Annotated in this window: 14 protein-coding genes; 4 read left to right on the top strand and 10 right to left on the bottom strand. The window is 34.8% G+C overall.

All coding sequences use genetic code 11. From position 1 onward, the window contains the following. Positions 1–121 precede the first annotated feature (121 nt). The 4 genes from AB671_RS13925 to AB671_RS13940 form a co-directional block, all read right to left on the bottom strand. Positions 122–1,300, bottom strand: coding sequence for an FAD-dependent oxidoreductase (locus tag AB671_RS13925; protein WP_066677833.1), 1,179 nt, complete (start codon positions 1,298–1,300; stop codon positions 122–124). Positions 1,301–1,324: 24 nt separating this feature from the next. After that, positions 1,325–2,074, bottom strand: coding sequence for a helix-turn-helix domain-containing protein (locus AB671_RS13930; protein ID WP_066677831.1), 750 nt, complete (start codon positions 2,072–2,074; stop codon positions 1,325–1,327). 169 nt (positions 2,075–2,243) lie between these two features. Further along, on the bottom strand, positions 2,244–4,334 hold the full coding sequence (locus tag AB671_RS13935; RefSeq protein ID WP_066677829.1) for an outer membrane beta-barrel protein: 2,091 nt from the start codon (positions 4,332–4,334) through the stop codon (positions 2,244–2,246). A gap of 174 nt (positions 4,335–4,508) precedes the next feature. Continuing rightward, entirely contained in the window at positions 4,509–4,796 is a 288-nt protein-coding gene (locus AB671_RS13940) for a DUF3817 domain-containing protein (protein ID WP_066677827.1), read from the bottom strand. A gap of 233 nt (positions 4,797–5,029) precedes the next feature. On the opposite strand from AB671_RS13940, the gene AB671_RS13945 reads away from it, so the two are divergent. From AB671_RS13945 to AB671_RS13960, 4 genes are read left to right on the top strand one after another with little or no spacing between them, the layout of a single operon-like run. After that, a complete protein-coding gene (locus AB671_RS13945; protein WP_082987319.1) occupies positions 5,030–6,469 on the top strand; it encodes a TolC family protein in 1,440 nt (479 codons plus the stop codon). A 12-nt stretch (positions 6,470–6,481) separates the two neighbouring features. Further along, positions 6,482–7,477, top strand: coding sequence for an HlyD family secretion protein (locus AB671_RS13950; RefSeq protein ID WP_066677826.1), 996 nt, complete (start codon positions 6,482–6,484; stop codon positions 7,475–7,477). A 33-nt stretch (positions 7,478–7,510) separates the two neighbouring features. Continuing rightward, entirely contained in the window at positions 7,511–8,677 is a 1,167-nt protein-coding gene (locus tag AB671_RS13955) for an ABC transporter permease (protein WP_228390925.1), read from the top strand. After that, a complete protein-coding gene (locus tag AB671_RS13960) occupies positions 8,674–9,819 on the top strand; it encodes an ABC transporter permease (protein ID WP_066677823.1) in 1,146 nt (381 codons plus the stop codon). The genes AB671_RS13955 and AB671_RS13960 overlap by 4 nt, the downstream gene beginning before the upstream one ends. Positions 9,820–9,825: 6 nt before the next feature. Here AB671_RS13960 and AB671_RS13965 read toward each other — a convergent pair whose 3' ends face one another. From AB671_RS13965 to AB671_RS13990, 6 genes are all read right to left on the bottom strand, one after another. Next, positions 9,826–10,575: a succinate dehydrogenase/fumarate reductase iron-sulfur subunit gene (locus AB671_RS13965; protein WP_066677821.1), complete on the bottom strand. Its 750-nt coding sequence runs from the start codon at positions 10,573–10,575 to the stop codon at positions 9,826–9,828. 214 nt (positions 10,576–10,789) lie between these two features. Further along, positions 10,790–12,706: a fumarate reductase/succinate dehydrogenase flavoprotein subunit gene (locus AB671_RS13970; protein WP_066677819.1), complete on the bottom strand. Its 1,917-nt coding sequence runs from the start codon at positions 12,704–12,706 to the stop codon at positions 10,790–10,792. Positions 12,707–12,717: 11 nt separating this feature from the next. Next, positions 12,718–13,374, bottom strand: coding sequence for a succinate dehydrogenase cytochrome b subunit (locus AB671_RS13975; protein ID WP_066677935.1), 657 nt, complete (start codon positions 13,372–13,374; stop codon positions 12,718–12,720). 113 nt (positions 13,375–13,487) lie between these two features. Next, a complete protein-coding gene (locus AB671_RS13980) occupies positions 13,488–14,918 on the bottom strand; it encodes an anion permease (protein ID WP_066677817.1) in 1,431 nt (476 codons plus the stop codon). 19 nt (positions 14,919–14,937) lie between these two features. Next, positions 14,938–16,092, bottom strand: coding sequence for a porin (locus AB671_RS13985; protein WP_082987320.1), 1,155 nt, complete (start codon positions 16,090–16,092; stop codon positions 14,938–14,940). Positions 16,093–16,397: 305 nt separating this feature from the next. Beyond that, on the bottom strand, positions 16,398–16,904 hold the full coding sequence (locus AB671_RS13990; protein WP_066677814.1) for a hypothetical protein: 507 nt from the start codon (positions 16,902–16,904) through the stop codon (positions 16,398–16,400). Positions 16,905–16,925: the final 21 nt, after the last annotated feature.

Raw genomic sequence — 16,925 nt, forward strand, 5'->3', positions numbered from 1 at the left:
GTTATTTAATGGATACAGTTTTGTGTTTAAAATAATTTTTATTGTTTGAATTAATACTATTCATGAAGGTTTCCAAGTTGCTCGTGTTGAAAAATATCAGCTGCTATTTATAGATTTTTTTTTAAACATCTTTATGCGAATTAAAGAAATCAAGCATGGTTGTTAAAGCATTTTCACTATGCATTCTTTCTCCGTTCTCAAGCGATTCCTGTGCTATCTTCGAGGCTCTTTTAAACATATTGGTTTCATATTCAGAAATAGCGCTTTCTATTGTGTTACATTGAGAAGAAGTTAGAGTTTCGCTTAATTCTAAAGCATCAAGCATTGCCATATTTACACCTTCACCTGCAAATGGCGGCATTAAATGGGCTGCATCACCAATAATGGTAAGGTTTTTTACTGTTTTCCAATTTTGATTTAAAGGCATACAATAGATTGGGCGCGGAATAAAAGGAGTAGAGGTATTTTCGAACAATTCATACCAAATAGAGCTCCAATCTGGATATTCTTTTTGAAACCATTTTAACACCTCAGATCGATCAGAAAGATCAGAAAGATCTAAACCGGACGCAACTGCCCAATTTTCATCAGCTTTAAAACTTGCGTAAAAACCAATTTCACCATTTGCTTTTTGTCCCATTAAAATATTTTGTTCGTTCCCGAAAGCCATAATTTTTCCACCACGAAGTATTTTAGAAATATTGGGAACTCTTTTTTCGGCTTCATAAATAGTACCTTCAAGCATTGTAATACCAGAATAAAATGGTTTGATGTCTGTAAGATAAGGCCGTATTTTTGAGTTTGCACCATCGGAACCGATCACAACATCTGCATATGCGCTTTCCTTATTTTTGAAATGCAGCAACCAGCCGTCATCTTGCTGCGTCATTGAAAGAAAATGACTGTCCCAAACAATGGTTTCAGGATCTAAAGATTCCAGCAGGATCTTTCGTAAAACACCTCGCTCTATTTCTGGACGGAAATGTTCATCTCCAAAATTTTCATCTTGTTTTTCTCCGTGATCGCTGAAGAATATTTCTGCTTTATGGTTTGTAATGGTCGATTGATCCGCACCTACCATAAAATTGTTTTTAAAATCTTCCAGCAGACCTGCTTTTCGCAATGCAGCCAAACCAGATTCATCATGCAGATCAAGAGGTGAGCCTTGTACTCGTGCGTTTTTATTTAGATCTCTTTCATACACTTTCACTTCTACGTCTTTTAACTGTAAAAGTTTTGCCAACGTCAATCCGCCTGGGCCTCCACCTACAATGGCTACTTTTTTATTTTGTAATAACATTATTTAAAAATTTATAATGCAAAATTACTTTGGGCTGTAGACTAAAAATTGTAAAAATCGGTCGTTTTCGTTTTTGTGTAATTCTTTTGGTGAAACACCCGAGAGTTGTTTTATTTCTTTGATGAAATGCGATTGGTCTGTAAAATTAAGTTGCGGATAAAGTTCGCCATTTTTAATATAATCAAGTGACGCCTGAAATCGAAGGATTTTACAATATGCTTTTAAAGAAAGCCCAAATTGCTGGTTAAAATAACGGTTGATCTGTCGTGGACTCCACAGTATTTTTTCTGAAACCTCTTTGATAGGGATTTCGCCATTTGACTCGAAAATCAACTGAAATAATCTGCGTTTTCTTTCGTCTATTTTTTCAGGTAATAAGTTTGAAATTTTTTGTGTTATTTTTTCGCAAAATTGATTAAAATCATTCAAATCATCAGGATTGAAGTCCCAGGAATCATTCTGTAGTATCTTCCCGGAATTTAAAATGTCAGCAATAGATTCATTAAAAATATATTCAATCGCAAAAGGGAGAAAGCTAACGGAAAAGAAATTTGAAATTTCCGGAGTAGTGTATTTAGGTTTGGTTTCTAACCCCAACAATGCAACGATAAGCGTTTGGTCATTTGTTTTTGAAAATATAAGATCAACTTTCCCATTAGGAATAATTACAGCATTATTCTGTTGCGAAATATTCTGCAAGGAAGAGAAGCAATAGACAAAATCTGCTAAAGATTGGTCTGGCTCAACAAGTTTAAAATTTAGCTTTTTTTCCATTACTTTTTTGGCAGTTGTCTCTAGAAATTTGTTTTCATTTAAATATTACCTCTTTTATATTGCTAATTACAAATGTAATAAACTCAGAAGAAGAAAAGTCTTAAAATGGTAAAAAAAAGCCATGATTTTATGATCAAACCATGGCTGTAATTATTTTTTGTAAATGTGATTAGAAGGTTGTTGCAGGAGCGGTATCATTATTCAATTTACGGTTAACTTCATTCTTTTTACCTTTAGCAAAATCGTAACCGATTCCCAGAATAAACATATTTCTGTTGTTGTAAATATTGGTTGTCCCCATATAGTTTACCAAACTTTCATCAAGTGTTTTTGTCTTATATCTTGATGGCATTCCCAACCAGTACATTCCGGTCGTGAACGTCCAGTCTTTCATTTTGTAATTAGCAAAAATGTGGTTTTGATTTTCATTGGTACTTAAAAAAGCTCCACTTAATGTATAAACAGGAATATTAAACATATAGGTAACACTCAGATTTTTATATTCAGAAGAAATAGTAAAATTATTTCCTAAATAATTATTTTTAAGCAAAGCACCTGAGTTTGTTTTTACACGTTGCATTGTAGGATAAATATTGGCTTTTATGACCAATAATCTATTTCCAAAAGGTTTTACCGATCCTGTAAACTGCACTCCTGTTCTTGAACTAAACTGTGCATTTTCGTAGGTTAATGCGTATTGAGTATTGTTATTGTACAAAACATACATGCTGTTGATCGCATTGTCTACATAGTTGTAGAAAAGATTTGCATTAAAATCGAAGAATTTATTATTGTAAGAATAATTCAAATTATTATTCCACGCTTTTTGTATGTTAAGATAAGGGTTTCCTGTAGAAACAATATTGGGAACAACCTGATTGATGTTCGGGCTCAACGACGCGCTTCCAGGGCTGTAAGGTGTATAGCTGCTTGTGAATCGCAGACTTTGATTTTTTTTGAGCTCGTATCCTAAAATTATTTTAGGTGTGATGGTCCAGTCGTCATCTGTGGTTGCGGCCGTTTTATTGTGAATATTGGTTAAGCCTAAACCAATACGATACATTAGTTTTTTGCTTTTACCTGCAAATTCAGAATATAGATATTGAGTTAAATAATTAACAGAATAATCGAAATTTCCTGCTAAGTTTTCAAGCGTATTATCGACGTTATTATTATCAATTCTATACCCGGTACTTAGTTTCCCTGCTTTGAAATCATGAGTGTAAGCAACTTCTCCTACAATGCTGTTTTGTTTGGCTTTTAGGTTCATATCATTATCAAAAACAATATTTCCGGAGCCAATGATCCATTCTTTATCCAATTGAAAACTTTCGCTGGTGTAGGAAGAACCTACAATATTAAAACTGATCTCGTCTTTTTTGCTTAATTTTTTAGAAAAATATAGATCAAGCTTTGGAGGATTGTAACTTTCTCCGCTGTATTGCGATGTTCCGTGGAGTTCTGAGCTATTATCTTTTGTGAAAATACTTTGCCCGTTCCCTTTAGAGAAATAATTATAAATATTCATCGAAAATTTTGCCTGAAATACATAATTATCTATCAAAGAATTGGTGTATCTTAAGGCAATATCCTGATAAGTATATCCGAAATGATCTATTTTATTTTCATTGGTATTGTAATGAGAATTCTGCAAAGTATAATCGTAGACTCTATTTACAGCACGATTGTCGTAATCTCTGAAATTAATTGAATATTCAAGTCCAAGATTATTCCTTCCATTCGTATAATTCGCATAGGCTTGTCCGTTTACAAAACCCGTTGTTAATGCAGAGCTCACAGAACTACCTGCTGCAAAACCAAGTTCCGGATTTCTTGTGATAATATTAACCACAGTATCGGCTCTTGTCGCCCATCGAGTAGGTGGATTGTCATAATATTCAACTCGTACTACATTTTCAGGTCTTATACCTCGAGCTTGTAATTCTGTAGATTCAACACCATTAATTAACAGTAAAAATTTACCTCCTTTAATACTGGTGATACTGCTGGAAATAGGATCAAACTGAAGTTCGGGCAGAGTCTGTAACAAATCATTGGCGTATCTGGCTTTTTTTAAAGCTTCTTCATCAAAACTATAAACCGCTTTGTCTACAAATTGTTTTTTGCGTTGCGATTTTATCAGAACCTCTTGAATATCTTTTGTATTTTGAACCGAATCTTTAACTGTTGAAGTATTGTTTTCCTGCGCAAAAGCTAAGCTGCCCATTATTAAGAAGGCTAAACTTATTTGTTTTTTCATGTAGTTTTCTTGGAAAGATTATGAGCGTCAAATTTAGAACAATCGATTGTCTTATCAAAAGAAATTTCACGTTAATTGGAATAATTTAATTGTAAAGCTTTTTGAATTAGTAAAATAAATAATATGTTTTTTAAATTATTGCCTTGTGAAAGTCTCTGGGGTTTGATTTCGTTATCAACTATCGGGATATTCTTTTTTTAAATTTTTATCCAAAATAAAAGGAACAAAAGGAAGTACAGATCCTATAAGATATATGATAATTCTTTTAATGCTCCATCGATATTTAAGAGAGGCAGCAATGAGAATAACCGCATAGATTAGAAATAAAACCCCGTGAATCCAGCCAAAATATTTTACAGGCTCAGCAATATCAAGTATATATTTAATGGGCATTGCAATAAAAAGTAAAATTAAATAAGAGATACCTTCGATGATTGCTGTTTTACGGTAAAGATTAATCATAAAATTAGAATGGTTTAGAATGTTGATTTTTCAATATTTTTTTTTGAATCTCAATAATAAATCAAAAAAACTGATAAAATTTATCCTTTTTTCTTATCGGGTGTAAAATTGCAACAAATTATTATATATTAAATCGAATTTTAGTGATTTTTTAATTAAATTTATACCAGTACAAATCATATTCACTGTCTTACGAGAAAATTCTAAGCAGTAAAATATTTTAATAGAAAATTATGAAAATTATGAGGTGCAAGAAAATTCTATTTGTTTCTTTTCTGATGATTTCCTCTAAAATGTTTTGTCAGCAATACACTCTGAAGGAATGTATTGAAAAAGGGAAACAAAATAATGTCATTATAAAACTGGCAGAACAGTCTTTGGAAACCCGGGAAAAACTTCTGCAATCCAACAAAAATAATAGTCTTCCGAAAGTAGATTTTCTTGGGGGTTACAATTATATCGGTGAGCCTATAAAAGTTAATCTGCAACAGGTAAAAGACGGAATCGTGGAAGGCTCGGCAAATCAAAGTGTATATTCTGCCAATGCAGCGTATCAACAGATTACAGGAAACCAGCTTTCACAACCGGTAAAGGATGTGATTTACCAGACTTCTAAAGATATTATCAGTGCCGTTTATCCCAACTATAATCCCGCAATCACAAAGCAAAGTTATTTTTTAGCTGGAATTTTAGTGCGCCAACCTATTTATTTAGGTGGAAAACTAAATGCAACAAAAGAGCTCTCAAAACAACAGGTAGAAAGCGGAAAAGCAAATCTTGAATCTTCTCAGGATCTTACGGCTTATAATATTTCTTTACATTATATTCAGGTGATGTATCTGAATTCGATGATTAAAAAGCAGGAGAAGATTGTAGAATCTCTTGAAAACAATGAAAAATATGCGCAAAGCCTTCTGAAGGCCGAGATTATTCCGCCATACCTGAAAAACTGGTCAAATATTACAAAACTTCAGGGCGAAACCAATCTTAAAAATCTAAAACTCGAAAAAGAAAATGCGCTGTTGACTTTGAAAGACCTTATGGGTATTTCTCTTGATGAATCATTGGAAATAAATGAAGAATTGAATGAAGACATTACCGTACCGAATTTTTCTTCATCTGAAAAAAATACAGATTTAAAATTATTATTAAGCAAAAAGAAAGAAGCCGAAACAGCTCATAATATTACAAAGTCGCTTTCAAGACCCAATATTTTTGCTATTGGAAATTATCAGTTTTTCAGAAACGATTTACCGCTAATTACTCCACCATGGTTGGTTGGAATAGAAATGCAATGGACGCTTTTTGATCCTGAAAGAAAATCTAGAAATTTAGCTTCAGCATCATTAATAAAGGAAGCCGACCTTCTTATTAATCAAAAGCAAAAATCGGTGAATTTGGCGACTAAAATTTCTGAAAATAAATTAATAAGCTTTAAAGAACAGAATGAAACGTTTGATGCAGCAAGACAGCAGACCTACACCACCACCGAAATGGTAAGAAAAAGAATGGAAAACAGTCTGTCTTCTGTAAAAGATGTGAACGATGCTTTACAGCTTCAGTACGAGGCCGAAAAACTATATTATACGTCTTTAGTTGCTTACCAAACCGTGATTGCAACCTATTTTTATATCACAGGAAACGTCGAAAACATTACCAATTACATCCCTTAATCTGATAACAAGATGAAAAACTTTATAAAAAATTACTGGGCCGTTTTTATTCCAATTATTGTATTGGTCATTGCTCTTATTTATCTTTTTCAAAACAAATCTCCCGAAACCCAAAAAGAAGCAGTAATAGGAATGGTAGATGCCGAATTTGTGGATGTTTCTCCTTCGTTGCCCGGAAGAGTGGTTGAATTATTGGTGAAAGAAGGCGATGATGTAAAGGAAGGGCAAATTGTAGCTCAAATGAAAACTTCAGAGATTGAAACCATCCAGGCTCAGATTTCTGAAGCGGTGACGGTTGCTCAAAATCAATTAGATAAAATTAATCGTGGTGTAGAACCTGAAGTTTTAAAATCTGCAGAAAATCTTCAACAAATCGCCAAACAACAGATGGATTTGATGAATAAAACGTATACTCGTTTTCAGAATCTTTATTCAGAAGGGGTGGTTTCAGGGCAGGAAAGAGACGTTATTTATTTTAAGTATAAAGCGGCACAAAAAGAACTGGAAACGGCAAATCTTAATGTTCAACTTCTACAACGCGGAAATAATCAGGAATTAAAAAATTCAGCTCAGGCAATTTTAAATCAGGCGAAAGGTGCCGATCAGCTTGCTCAGGAAATAAAAGATAATGCTTCTATAAAAGCTCCCGCTTCAGGAAAAATTTCGACGATGATTTCTAATAAAGGCGAAATGGTAAATGCGGGTTATCCGATGATGACAATTCAGAAGGACCATTCTTTTTTTGTGAAATTTAATCTTCGTCAAAATCAAATGACCAAAATTGATAAAGGCAGTACGGTGAAGATGAGAATTCCGGGCTGTTTGCCGGAAGAAATTAAAGGAACTGTGATAGAATTGGCTCCAGCTTTAGGATATGCAGATTGGGTTCCCGAAAAACAGAATGGCGAATTTGAACTGAGAACTTTTCAGATAAAAGTAAAGCCTGAAAATATCAACTCTATAAAAGGACTTCGCTCAGGAATGACTGCACAGCTTATTTTTGATTAAAAATATTCTTTTAATTCAGTAAAATTAAAACTATTGAAAACCATTAGCCAAATCATGATCCGGGAATGGAAACGAATTTTTTCGATTCCTAATTTCTACGTGATCCTGTTAGTCATTCCGCCGATAATTTTTCTTTTTTACGGATTTATTTATCAGAAACAATTTGCAAAAGAGCTTCCAATGGCGGTTTGGGACGAAGACCAATCTTCTGTTTCGCGAACATTGATCGATATGATGGAACATAATGAGTATATTCACTTTACTCAAACGGTTTACAGCAATGCAGAAATTGAGAAATTAATGCGGGAAGGAAAGATTTTCGGAGCGGTACATTTTCCGAAAAATCTGGAAGCAGATGCCAAGAAAAATCATCAATCGAATATTACACTTTATACCAACGGTGCTTATCTGGTTCCTGCAAAAATGATTTACAAAGGTGCTGCTGGAGTAATCATTAAAGGAGGTCTTGCGGTTGTTCTTCAAAAAGCAGAAAAACAAGGAATGCCTGCTGAAAAAGCAAACACTTTGGTACAACCTATTAAACTCAATACAACAACATTGTACAATCCAGATTTTAATTATCAGATGTATCTTACACCGGGATTGATAACGGTTGGGCTTCAAATGGCGCTGATTGTTGCAGCAGTTTTAATTTTAAATTTGGAATTTAAACGAAACACCATTGATGAACTTTTACAGATATCTACTTCATCTTCACAGATTGTGATTGGAAAAATGCTCGCTCACCTTTGCATTTCGTGGATTCTTTTTGTGTTGGTCGCTTATGTTGTTTTTCCTGTTTATGAATTGGGAAAACCACAAACCGATTTTAATTTTTTCCTGATTTACACCTTGATGTCTCTGGCGTGTATTGGGATTGGGATGATGCTTTCTGCAATTTCCAATAATCTGCTTTTTGTAACAGATGTTGCTTTGTTTTTTACGTCACCAGCATTTGTTTTCAGTGGATTTACATTTCCGAGATGGGCAATGCCTTGGTACGACCAGTTTTATGCTGACATCATGCCTTATACTCACTTTTTAGACGGATTTATTAAGCTTTATTTTATGGAACTTCCATTGTCTTATGCTACTCCTGAAATTGTGAAATTATTGGTTTTTATTGGAGTGACGTTTCCGTTGAGCGTTGTGTTTTTTCAGAAAAAAATCAATCAATATCTTAAAGAAAATCAGGCATGAAAGAGGTTTTAGAAATACTGAAAAGAGAAATTAGAAACGTTTCAAAAGATTCGAGTCTGTTTCTGATTTTGCTTTTGGCGCCGATTCTTTATGCATTTATGTATGGAAGTATTTACCTGAATAAAGGTGAAGAAAAAGTAAGATTGGCGTTGATTGATAACGATGGAACTGCGATTTCCAGAACATTGACACAACAATTAAACTCGACTCCGATGATAGAAATTGTACCGAGTTCAAATATTTCTGAAGCTCAGGAAATGATGTTTCAGGGAGAAGTTCAGGGCTATTTTTATATTCAGTCTGGTTTTGAAAAGAATATTTTTTCGTTGAAACAGACGAATGTGAATTTAGTTTTGAATGCTTCAAGGTTTTTACCTTCAAGCGATTTACTGAGTACCGCTACAAAAGTTTGTCTTACTGTTGGAGCAGGCGTTAGAAAAACGTATTTTAATAAACAAGGAATGGGAGAGGACGAAGCGATGAAAATGACCAATCCTATTAACATGGATTACCGCCCGTTGTACAATTCCAGTATGACTTACGGCGCGTTTCTTTTGCCTGGATTATTAGCCATTATTTTACAGCAAACTCTTTTGATTGGTGTTGCAGCAGCTTTTACATCAGAAAGAGAAGAGAAGAAATTATTAAGTCTTTATCAAATTTCAAAGCAGAGCATTTCTAAAATGATTTTTGGAAAAAGTCTGCTTTATTTTATTGTATTTATGATTTTCGGGTTCTTCTTTTCAGTAGTGAATTTTTCGGTTTTTGATGTTGAGGTTAGAGGAAATTACTTCGACCTTGCTGTTGTTTCTGCATTATTTATTGCAACAATTATTGTTTTTGGAATGCTGATTGGTAGTTTCTTTAAAACTAAACTTTTTGCTTTTCAGGTTTTGGTATTTTCATCATATCCTATTTTTTTGATTACTGGATATTCTATGCCGTATCAAGCATTGCCAAGATTTGTTCAGATGTTGTCTGACATGCTTCCAACATCTCCGTTTCTTAAAACTTATATTTCGATTGTACAAGCAGGAGGTTCGCTTTCTGATAATCTAAATTCGGTAATCCATTTGGTGATTTTATGGATTGTTTTTGAACTTCTTTTAATTCTTAGAATAAAATATTTAGTTAAAATATAATGGTTTTTATTTCTTCCTAAAAAACAAAGCTCGACTGTATTCATAATTCATTCTGGCAATATTTAAAACAGAAATCCCTTGCGGACATTCTACCTCACAGGCTTCGGTGTTGGAGCAGTGGCCAAAATGTTCAGCATCCATTTGTTTTACCATATTTAAAACACGATTGCTTCGTTCTTCTTTTCCTTGTGGGAGCAATGCCATATGCGTAATTTTTGCTGAAGTAAATAAAGCTGCACTTGCATTTTTACAGGTTGCAACACAGGCTCCACAACCAATACATGCAGCAGAATCAAAAGCTTCTTCGGCGGTTTGATGTGTAACAGCAATTGCAGTTGCATCAGGAGCTTGACCGGTATTAATGGAAACAAAACCACCGGAAGAAATAATTCTGTCGAAGGCAGAACGGTCAACTTTTAAATCTTTTTTTACCGGAAAAGCTTCAGCTCGGAAAGGTTCAATCAAAACGGTTTCGCCATCTTTAAAAGAACGTAAGTGAAGCTGACAGGTTGTTGTGTTTTTTAACGGTCCGTGAGCTAAACCATTAATCATCATTCCGCATTGTCCGCAGATTCCTTCACGACAATCGTGGTCAAATTCTACGGGTTCATCGCCTTCAACGATTAGTTTTTCATTTAAGGTGTCCAACATTTCAAGGAAAGACATATGCGGATTCAATTCTTTTAAATCATAATTTACCAGTTTTCCTTCGCTCTGATTATCTTTCTGCCTCCATATTTTAAGATGTAAATCCATAATTTTTGTGTTTTTGAGTATTATTTAATCTGTTTAAATTTTTAACACATAAGTCATATAAGTTTTTCTTAAAATGATTGAAAAAAATTTTAAAACACATAAGAAGAAAATCAAAGATTTTCAAAAAGCTTAAGTGTTCTTTTATGTAGTTTAATATTGAACTTAAAATAACTAAAGTATTAAAAATCTTTTGTGTCTTTTGTGGTTAAAAAAATTATTTATAACTTCTTACAGTGGGTTGTATTTCTTCGAAAATCAAAGGTTCTTTAATCAATTCAGGTTCATTATTTTCACCTTTCCAAGCCCAAGCCGAGATGAATTGAAATTCTGCATCATTTCTCAAAGCTTCTCCATCCAGAGTTTGATATTCTTCCCTGAAATGGGCACCACAAGATTCATTTCGGGTTAAAGCATCGTAACACATCAATTCACCAATTTCAAAATAATCGGCAACACGACCTGCTTTTTCGAGTTCACTATTCATGGTGTTACCTTGTCCTGAAACTTTTACGTCTTTGTGAAACTCTTGTTTTAATTTTCGGATTTCTTCGATGGCGTATTTTAAACCGTCTTCATTTCTCGCTAAACCGCAGTAATCATACAGCAGTTTTCCTAAAGTTTTATGGAAATAATCGACTGTTTTTGTTCCATTAATGCTGATAAAACTTTCAATTTGTTGCTTAACTTGATTTTCTGCTTTATCAAATTCAATATTTTCGGTTGAAATTTTTCCGGTATGAATTTCATTGGATAAATAATTGGCAATCGTGTAAGGCGCAATAAAATAGCCATCCACAGAAGCCTGAAGCAAAGAGTTGGCTCCCAGTCGATTGGCTCCGTGGTCAGCAAAATTAGCTTCACCCAGCGCAAATAATCCAGGAATGGTGGTCATTAATTCATAATCTACCCAAAGTCCACCCATCGAAAAGTGTGCAGAAGGGGAAATCATCATCGGCTCTTCATAAGCATTATAACCTGTGATTTTAAGATACATATCGAATAAATTTCCATATTTCTCCTGAATTTTTTCTTTTCCTTGTTCTTTTATGGCTTTAGAAAAATCAAGATATACGGCATTTTTCAACGGTCCGATTCCGAAACCAGCATCGATTCTTTCTTTAGCTGCTCTTGATGAAATATCTCTTGGGGCTAAATTTCCAAAAGCAGGATATCGTCTTTCCAAATAATAATCTCTCTCGTTTTCGGGAATGTCGTTGCCTTTTCTGGTTTCATTTTCTTTTAGAGGAACCCAGATTCTGCCATCATTTCTTAAAGATTCAGACATTAAAGTTAATTTCGACTGATAATCTCCGGACTGTGGCAATGAAGTGGGATGTACCTGAATCCAGCTTGGTGAAGCCATTAACGCACCTTTTTTATGAGCCCGCCAAATTGCAGAACCGTTGCAACCCATCGCCAAAGTTGATAAATAATAGATTTTTCCGTAACCACCTGTTGCTAAAACAACTGCGTGAGCGGCGTGTCTTTCAATTTCTCCAGTGTCTAAATTTCTTATGATAATTCCTCTTGCTTTTCCGTCAATCATAACCAAATCCAGCATTTCGTGTCTTGAAAATAACTGAACGCTTTTCTTTCCGACCTGTCGCATCAAAGCCTGATAAGCTCCCAGAAGTAATTGTTGTCCGGTTTGTCCTCTTGCGTAAAAAGTTCGGCTTACCTGAACGCCTCCAAAAGAACGGTTGTTCAAATAACCACCATATTCTCTTCCAAACGGAACGCCTTGCGCAACGGCTTGGTCGATTAGATTTAAAGAACATTCTGCCATTCGGTAAACATTGGCTTCACGGGCTCTGAAATCTCCGCCTTTTAAGGTATCAACGAACATTCTGTAAACACTGTCGCCGTCATTTTTATAATTTTTTGCAGCATTTACACCACCTTGTGCAGCAACAGAATGCGCTCTTCTTGGGCTGTCCTGAAAACAGAATGATTTTACATTATAACCCATTTCGCCCAAAGATGCAGCGATAGAACTTCCGGCCAAACCTGTCCCGACAACGATAACGTCTAACTTTTTTCTGTTAGCTGGATTGACGAGCTTGGCTTTCTTTTTATAATTATCCCATTTTTGCTCTAAAGAACCTTCCGGTATTTTTGAATCTAAAATCATAGTTTCTCAATTTAATTGGCGGTGAAGAATACATAAATTGGCATCAAAGCAAACCCAACACTTATGATGACTGAATAAGCAATTCCGATGGTTTTAAACCATTTTACAAACTTCGGATGATATAATCCTAAGGTTCTGACAGCACTGTAAATTCCATGAATTAAATGATAGCACAACGCAATCATTGACAAAACATAAATAATCACATACCACCATTCTTTAAAAACAGTTACTACCAGAATGTAAAGGTCTTTATTTCCATTTTCATCCAAAGGAGGATTCCCGAATTTGTAAACATACCAGAAATTCTGAAAGTGAATAACCAGGAAAATTAATAGTAATGTTCCCAGAATTCCCATATTTCGAGATGCCCATTTACTGGCTCTTCCTCGTCTGTCAGCTTGATAATTTCCGCCAGATTTTTTATTTTTCAACGTAATTATTAATCCATCCACTGCATGAAGAATGATACTTGTGTACAGCACGTAAGAAACCATTTTGATGATAATATTTCCCGAAAGAAAATGTGAATAGGCATTAAACTGAAGATGCGCCTGTTCCTGTGGTAAAAACAGCTGAAGATTTCCCAAGAAGTGAATCAACAGAAAGAAGCTCAGGAAAAGTCCCGTAAGGCACATCAGCATTTTTCTTGATAATGTAGACAGCATATTTTTTTGTTTTTTGTTAATGAGGATAGATGTGGGAAGAGGGAAGATGGAGGTTTTAAATTCATTTTTCATGAACTTCCCGCCTCGTGCTCCCATATTTCCACCTTGAAATTTTAATAATATCCTAATATTTTCATCCAAAGTCCGCCGACTCCCATGTAGATAATCAACAGAACAACTCCGATTTCTAAACCTCTAAGCCACCAAGATTTTAAGTCTACATATCCGCTTCCGAAAAATACAGGAGCCGGACCGTGACCGTAATGTGTCAACACCCCATAAATCGAGCCCATAAAACCAAGCATCATTGCCAACAACATCGGAGGAATTCCTACCGCAACACCAACACTTAATAACGCAGCGTACATTGCAGCAACGTGAGCCGTTGCGCTTGCAAAAATATAGTGACTAAAGAAATAGACGAGAATAATCACCGGAAAAGCAAGCGTCCAAGTCATGTGACCGATTTTAAGTTTAATAAGATTACTGAACCAATCGATGAATCCCAGTTCGTTGAGTGAACTCGCCATCATCACCAACACTGCAAACCACACAATCGTGTCCCAAGCTCCTTTTTCAGATTTCACATCTTCCCAAGTTAAAACTGAGGTTAATAAAAGTAACGTTAATCCTATGAAAGCGGTTGTAGTTGCATCAATAGAAAGCGAGCCGCCAAAAATCCAAAGGGCTAATAAAATGAAAAATGCCAACAACATTAACCACTCATCTTTAGAAATCGGGCCCATTTCTTTTAATTTTTGTGCTGCCATTTTCGGAGCATCACCTGTTTTCTTTAATTCAGGCGGATATAATTTGTATAAAACCAAAGGAACGACAAAGAAAGCGACCAATCCCGGAACGAAACCTGCTGCAGCCCAAGACATCCAAGTAATATTGATTCCTAAATTGGCTGCGAATTTCTGACACATTGGATTACTCGCAGTTCCCGTCAAAAACATGGAAGAAGCGATGAGATTCATGTAATAACTATTCAATGTCAAAAAAGAACCTAATTTTCTGTGCGTTTCGGGTTTATCAGGAACCGAATCAAAACTTATCGCCATCGATTTCATAATCGGATAAATAATTCCACCACCTCTTGCGGTGTTACTAGGAATTGCAGGAGCCAGACAAACGTCTGCTAAACCCAAGCCGTAAGCTAAACCCAAAGAACTTTTCCCGAAAACTCTGATGAATAAAAAAGCGATTCTGTTTCCCAAGCCTGTTTTGATAAATCCTCTTGCGATAAAGAATGAAATCCCAATCAGCCAGATTACTTTGTCTCCAAAACCGGAAAGTGCTTTTGTGATTGATTTTCCAGCATCTCCTGGAGCGACAACCTGTGTCAAAGCGGTAAATCCGATGGCCATCATACACATCGTTCCCATTGGAGCGGCTTTAAGAATGATTCCTAAAATAGTGGCTGCAAAAATTGCGAAAAGATGCCATGCATTTTCGGCAACGCCTTCCGGAGCCGGAATGAACCAGATAATAAGCGCAACCGCAAATGTGATGGCGACCGCTTTAATGTTAATTTCTTTCATAACAGTTAGTTTTTAAGGATTAAAATCTACTTTGGACTTGAACTATGAATAAATTATTATTGTATTGTGAAGTATTCTCTACCTGATGTTTGTATCGGTCGAACTGTATACCCAGTTGAATTCTCGCGCCATAATTTTTCAGGAACTCTAAGCCAAACATTGGCGTAATTGTTTGTCTTGGATTTGAATTTAATCTGAAATTAGTATCCAAATATTCGTAACGACAAGATAATTCAAAGGCGCTTAGGTTTTTATGATTGACTTCGTATCTTACGTTAGGAAGGAAATATGCTCCACGAATTAAGTATTCATCGGGATTTGCAGGTCTTAATTCTGGTGTAACCGCAAAATATAAAGGATGATTGGTTGCCTGTTTTCCTTCCAGCTGCATATCGAGGCTCCATTTTGAATCGAAATTAATTAATGAGCTTAAATCTACTCCTACAGCGTAAATTTTGTTGCCGAAAACCTCTCCAATACCTCCATTTAAACCTAAATTAAAGTTATATTTTTTCGCTAAACCAAATACCAATCTTGTAGAATATTGCTTGCCGTTGTCATTATCATTGACCTGATTTTTACCATTTCCGTTGACTAATGAAACAGCATATTGAAATGGCATTGTACCTAATTTAACTTGTCCTGAAGCAGACATCCCGATTTGAAAACTCGTCCAGCCCAGTTTACCAAATTCGGTGTATTGATTAGACCAGTCTAAGGATTTTATAATATCAATAGGGTAGGTTTCTTCAAGGCCAAACCAAGGTCTGAACTGACCAACAGTAAGAACCAACTTTGAATTGAAAGTATATTTTAAATAGGCATTTTCGAGAACTCTAGATTTTGGGTCGTTTTTAAAGTCTGCAAGGTTGGCCAATAACACCACTTCCGTCCGCTTGCTGATTTGCGCCCGCATCTGAATTCTCATGTATTTTATCATGAAGTTATTGTCGGTTCCTGAACCATCTGAATGATGCAAACCGTTGACATCAACATCTTTTGCCATTCCGACGAGATAGCGTGCCTGAAAAAGACCTTTAAACTGAAGTTGCGGGTATTTGACAGCTTCTTCCTGTTGATATTTTAAAGAATCGCCTATTTGTGCGGTTAGCACGAGACCAAGTAACGTGAAATATAAAAGCAACTGCTTTTTTAGGATTGAAAAAGTACTCATTTCTTATTATGTTTTTTTTGGTGTATCAGTTTTAACAACCATAAAATAATACGATTGTTAAAGTTCCTTAAAAATATGAAAATAAATGTTAATAATCACATTGTTATGATTAATAATATTTAAATTTTAATTTACAAACGTTAGTTATGTTTGTAAATCTGAACCCATTTATTAATAAAAGAAAAGAAAAGAGAATAGTGGTGAATTAATGAGATTGAATTGTTTTTATTATTTCTGATTTACAGGTAATTGCTGTAGGTTTATTTAAATGAAAACTATACGTTTAAAAGAATTAACAGGAAGATTTATAGCCTTGCCTCAAGGTATTTCACAACTAGCGCAAGAATCAAAGCAAGGATAATTAATATAATATTCTTTTGGTTTTTTTGATTTTTGAAAAGCTCCTGAACAATATTTTTTACTTTGTCATAGTCAAATAATAAAATTATTATAATTAAAATCTGATAAAATATTGCTGAAGATAATGCCGAAATTTGATAAAAATAATCCTGAATAATGATATTAATGAGCATCGTTGTTAATAGCAGACATGCAAAGATTCTCGTTCGGTTAAAAAGAAGCAAAACTCCGCCAACGATTTCAAAAAAACCAATTATTAGCGGATATGTTTTTGTATAGCTATAAAAAGTCCACATGATTTTGTGTCCTTCTGATAGATGAACATTTGTAGAATTTGCCAGGTTTTCGAATTGTAAAGGTTTTCCGATTCCGTAGCTAATCATTGATCCCGAAACAGTGAAAATCATTATCCAATATAATAAATATAAGAGTTTTTCTTTGGTAGTAGCCATTTATTAAAGGTTTATGGTATT

The sequence above is a fragment of the Chryseobacterium sp. BGARF1 genome, assembly GCF_001677955.1.
Taxonomy (GTDB): domain Bacteria; phylum Bacteroidota; class Bacteroidia; order Flavobacteriales; family Weeksellaceae; genus Chryseobacterium.